This window comes from Draconibacterium sp. (assembly GCF_041583095.1).
Classification (GTDB): domain Bacteria; phylum Bacteroidota; class Bacteroidia; order Bacteroidales; family Prolixibacteraceae; genus Draconibacterium.
In genome coordinates this window covers 1-4,649 of record NZ_JBFHGM010000349.1, presented here as the reverse complement: position 1 = coordinate 4,649, position 4,649 = coordinate 1, and the positions used below count along the sequence as shown (strand labels likewise).

General features: G+C 42.4%; 3 protein-coding genes and 1 pseudogene. 1 reads left to right on the top strand and 3 read right to left on the bottom strand.

Going from position 1 to position 4,649, the window contains the following annotated elements; all coding sequences use genetic code 11:
- From ABZB17_RS20750 to pgk, 3 genes are all read right to left on the bottom strand, one after another.
- The coding region (locus ABZB17_RS20750) for a glycoside hydrolase family 2 protein (RefSeq protein WP_372653246.1) at positions 1–1,721 on the bottom strand (1,721 nt) is incomplete at its 3' end.
- Positions 1,722–1,950: 229 nt separating this feature from the next.
- Positions 1,951–2,139 (bottom strand): DUF2892 domain-containing protein, encoded by a 189-nt coding sequence (locus tag ABZB17_RS20745; RefSeq protein ID WP_163322516.1) that lies wholly within the window; start codon positions 2,137–2,139, stop codon positions 1,951–1,953.
- Positions 2,140–2,715: 576 nt separating this feature from the next.
- Complete coding sequence (pgk, locus tag ABZB17_RS20740) at positions 2,716–3,912, bottom strand: phosphoglycerate kinase (RefSeq protein WP_372653244.1); 1,197 nt, start codon at positions 3,910–3,912, stop codon at positions 2,716–2,718.
- A 536-nt stretch (positions 3,913–4,448) separates the two neighbouring features.
- On the opposite strand from pgk, the pseudogene ABZB17_RS20735 reads away from it, so the two are divergent.
- Positions 4,449–4,649 (top strand): annotated as a pseudogene (locus ABZB17_RS20735) (DNA polymerase III subunit delta); the annotation flags it as partial.

Here is a 4,649-nt window from a genome sequence, read left to right as displayed (position 1 = left end):
GCATATTTACGTACCGATGCCATTTCAGGGAAACTCTGGAATCCGTATTCGCTCATAAAACGAGCCAGGTGAGTGGCGTAAGTACTGAACGGCTCTTTAGCCCACCAAACACCCCAGTAGTGTTCGTCGCCATTTACAAGGTCGGCTTGTACGCCAAGACCAGACGACGGACTAGATCCCCAGTAGCTGCGCGAAGGATCGTATTCATTCACCACGTCGGGCAAGGTTTTGTGGAAAATATCAACATAAGCCTGCCAAACTTTTTCAGGAACGTCATCGCCCTGGTCGGCAGCAATTTTCTTCCATCCCCAGGTGTTCCAGGCGGTCAGGATTTCGTTGTTTCCGCACCATAAAGCAATACTTGGGTGATTGCGCAGGCGTTTTACATTGTCAATAGCTTCGTGTTTGATGTTATCCAAAAACTCAGGATTATTCGGGAACATGGCACAGGCAAACATAAAGTCCTGCCAGATCAGAATTCCGTTTTCATCGCACAGGTCGTAGAAAATATCGTTTTCGTAAATACCGCCACCCCAAACACGCAACATATTGTTGTTTGCATTTTTGGCATTTTCAACCACTTTGCGGTAATTTTCGTCGGTAACGCGTGGCAGAAACATGTCGTTCGGAATGTAGTTGGCACCTTTCATAAATACCGGGTGGCCGTTCAGTTTGAAATAGAACGACGTACCATCGTCGTCTTTTTCGCGAACCAACTCAAGCATGCGGATTCCAATTCGGGTATCTTCAGTAACCGTGCGGCCTTTCACATCCAAAACTCCTGAAAGATAGTATAAATGCGCTTCTCCCAAACCGTTGGTCCACCAAAGTTGTGGATTGGCAATTTCAAAATCAACGGAATATTTTTTTACACCCGGGGTAAGACTAACTTCGCTTGAAGCCAGACTTTGTCCGTCATTATTAATAGTAATTGTAGCTTTTGTTTTCTTAACTGCGTCTACTTCGAAAACAGCGGTGAATGTTGCTTTTTCGTCAGAAACTTCGTTCTGAACAATTTGCAGATTTTCGATGGTTGCATTGTCCCAGGCTTTCAGGTAAACCGGCTTCCAGATACCGCTGGTTACCAAACGTGGCCCCCAGTCCCAACCAAAATGATAACCGGCTTTACGTGTGTAAATGCTCACGCGTTTGTTGCCTTCTACTTCTCCGCGTTCGGCCTGATCGTTCTCCGCCCCCGGATAAACAAATTCGTTGGCATCGTATTTTTTCAACCCTTCAACAATTGGCGAACGAAAGACAATGTGGATTTCGTTGTTGCCTTCTTTCAGCACGTCTTTTACATCTACCTGCCACTCGCGAAACATGTTGTCGGCCGAAAGTACTTTTTCTCCGTTCACCGAAACATCGGCGTAAGTATCAAGACCTTCAAAGTCAATAACAACTTTGTCGCGGTTCAAAAATGATTTGTCAACCGTAAAAGTGCTTTTGTATTCCCAGTCTACTTTGTCGATCCATTGCTGATCCAGTTCATTCAAACGATAAAACGGATCTTCAATTTTTTCGTTGGCCAGCAAATCGGTATGAACCGTTCCCGGAACTGTGGCAGGCATCCATTCGTTTTCACCTGCCTGGCTAAAGGTCCAGTTGGTGTTCAGTTCTTTTTGTATCATAAGGTCGGGGCCAGATTCATTAGTATTGCACGCCACCGAAAAAAGCAGCGCCAAAATGGCCAGGAGCGGCCAGCGGTTAATCGCATTCATAGCATAAAAGTTTAATACTCTTCAAAATTGATAAAAACACAAGGAATAACCAAAATATAGCTCCTAAATATATTTAAATTTCTTGTTTTAAAGACTATTTGAGTAGAGGATAAAAAGAGATTGGAGGGGGCAATGTTTTGACATTCAGCAACATTCTGAAATGAGTACTGATAATTGTTTAGCGGGTAAACTTTAAAAAATTGAAGTTGAAAAAACCGCGGGTTGCAGTTTATTCGTCCTTTCCGGTAGTAGAAATTTTTAGTGGGAAATACAACGGACAAAACCTAAAAAGCCCGGTGGCCAATGGAATAATGCCAATTAAACCCCACCAGCTGTCGAAAATAACGCCGATAATAGCAATTATTAATCCTGCAATAATTCGTATTAACCTGTCAATTGATCCTACGTTACCTTTCATTTTTTCCTGTTTTAAGTTTGTTATGGAACAGTTGGATGGGGTGTTATGTTCAAGGGGAAGAATTGGCAGACAAAGAAAGTCGGAGAATAAAAATTTGACCCATTCTTATCTTTTTTATACAATCAGATTATAGTTGCTTTCGGTTTATTTCGTCCGGGGCAGCGAACAATCGCTATTCAGCTTTCTTGGCCGGACGAGATTGACTTCATTTTCTTTCCCGGCGCTTACTGACTGTCGTCAGTCGCACCGGGTTATTGCTTTTCGCCCCTTTGGGGCTCTTAATTAAAAGCGCTGAAAGTGCGTTTTATTTTAGCCCGGGGCAAAGTAATTCTTTGAATTTCGCCGCCCCGGGTAAAAGGTTGTCAGGGAGATCGTCCGGAGAAGAAAGCTGTTCAACGCTGATGGTTATTCCGGACGAAAACAAAAACAGCTCCATTTAAAAGCAGTGAAGAATAAAATAGCTGCTTTTAATCAAGATTGAATAACACAAAAAAGCCTGGTTCAAAACGAATCAGGCCTTTGAAAATATTGTAACCTTCTTATCAGTTCTACCCTTTAGGGAAGATCGAAGGATTATTATTCGCCACGAACAGCAGCAACACCAGGAAGTGTTTTTCCTTCAAGGTATTCCAACAGTGCGCCACCTGCAGTTGAGATGTACGAAACACCATCAGCAAATCCCAATTGATTAACCGCAGCTACCGAGTCGCCACCGCCAACAAGCGAGAATGCACCTTTTTTTGTTGCTTCAACAACAGCTTCACCAACTGCTCTTGTTCCTTCAGCAAAAGCTTCCATTTCGAAAACACCGATAGGGCCATTCCAAAGAATAGTACCCGATTTTTCAATTACTTTCTTGAATTCTTCAATAGCATCAGGGCCGGCATCCAATCCCATCCATCCGTCAGGAATTTCGCCAATAGGAAGAACTTTTGTGTTGGCATCGTTGCTAAATGCATCGGCAGCAAGAACATCGCTGGCCATGTATAAATTCACCCCTTTTTCTTTCGCCAGCTTTTCAATATTTAAAGCTGTTTCCAGGAAGTCGTCTTCGCAGATTGAGCTACCAACTTTACCTCCGTGAGCTTTCGCGAAAGTAAATTTCATGCCACCACCCAAAATCAGGTTGTCTACTTTATCCAACATGTTTTCGATAATCGTAATTTTCGATGAAACTTTAGCTCCACCCATAATTGCAGTAAGCGGACGCTTTGGCTCTTTTACTACTTTGTCGAGGCTTTCCACTTCGCTTTCAATCAGGTAGCCAAACATTTTGTCGTTCGGGAAAAACTTGGCAATAACAGCTGTTGAAGCGTGTGCACGGTGAGCAGTACCAAAAGCATCGTTTACCCAGCAGTCGCCGTTTTCAGCTAGTTTAGCAGCAAATTCTTCGTCGCCGGCAGTTTCTTCTTTGTAAAAACGCAGGTTTTCAAGAATCAAAACTTCACCTGGTTTTACATCCTCAGCCATAGCTTTTACTTCGTCGCCAATACAATCAGGAGCGATTTTTACCGTAGCACCACCAAGCAGTTCGCTCAGGTGATTTACCAACGGTTTCAGCGAGAATTTTTCTTCCGGACCGTTTTTCGGACGGCCAAGGTGCGACATGATGATTGGTGAACCACCACCTTCGATAATTTTTTTGATTGTTGGAAGGGCGGCACGCATACGTGTATCGTCGGTAATCTCGAATTTGTCGTTTAAAGGCACGTTGAAATCAACGCGGATAAGAGCTCTCTTTCCTTTAAAGTCATAGCTGCTAATAGTTTGCATGATATTATATTTTTAGTGTTTTTTGAAAAATTCAACCAAAGATAGGAATTAATAGCACGAAAAAACAGCAGAATTTTAAGGCCTTTCATAATTTAATGTTGCGGTAAGATAACGGGGAGTGGAGGAGTGGTTGAATATTAGAATATTAGAATATTAGAATGGGGAATGATGAGTAATTGAATATCGATTGCAGATTAACGATTTTAGATTGCAGAATGAGTAGAAAGTTTACAGTTTTCAGTTGCAGTATACAGTCGCAGTTTTCAGTTCTACAATTTAGCGATAGAATAATTTAGAGAGGTCTAAATAGGCAATAGGCAAATAGCAATAGGCAAACAGTTAAACCTTGAAGTGTTTAATACCTAATGTTTTCTATGTGTCTAATGTGGTTTAATTCTTAGTGTTTTCGAGTCTTTGTGTATAAAAGTTTCTATCACAAAGAAGATTAGCTCGAAGCTAGTGGCTCGTGACTTGAAACTTTGCCAACTGTATTTTGCATATTGCCAACTTTCAGAATTAAGTACTATTTTTGGCTTATGTTTTTCAATGACGTAGTAGGACAAGAGAATATAAAAAGCCGCCTGATCAGGTCGGTACAGGAGCAACGCATCAGTCACGCACAGTTATTTTCCGGCCCGTCGGGAACCGGTAAGTTGGCCATGGCTTTGGCTTATGCACAGTATGTTTCGTGTAAAAACCGCAGCGAAACCGATTCGTGCGGAACCTGCCCCTCGTGC

Bases quoted from the DNA above. Each gene is read 5' to 3' on its own strand.
- ABZB17_RS20745 (WP_163322516.1), bottom strand. From the start codon at position 2,139: ATGAAAGGTAACGTAGGATCAATTGACAGGTTAATACGAATTATTGCA.
- pgk (WP_372653244.1), bottom strand. From the start codon at position 3,912: ATGCAAACTATTAGCAGCTATGACTTTAAAGGAAAGAGAGCTCTTATC.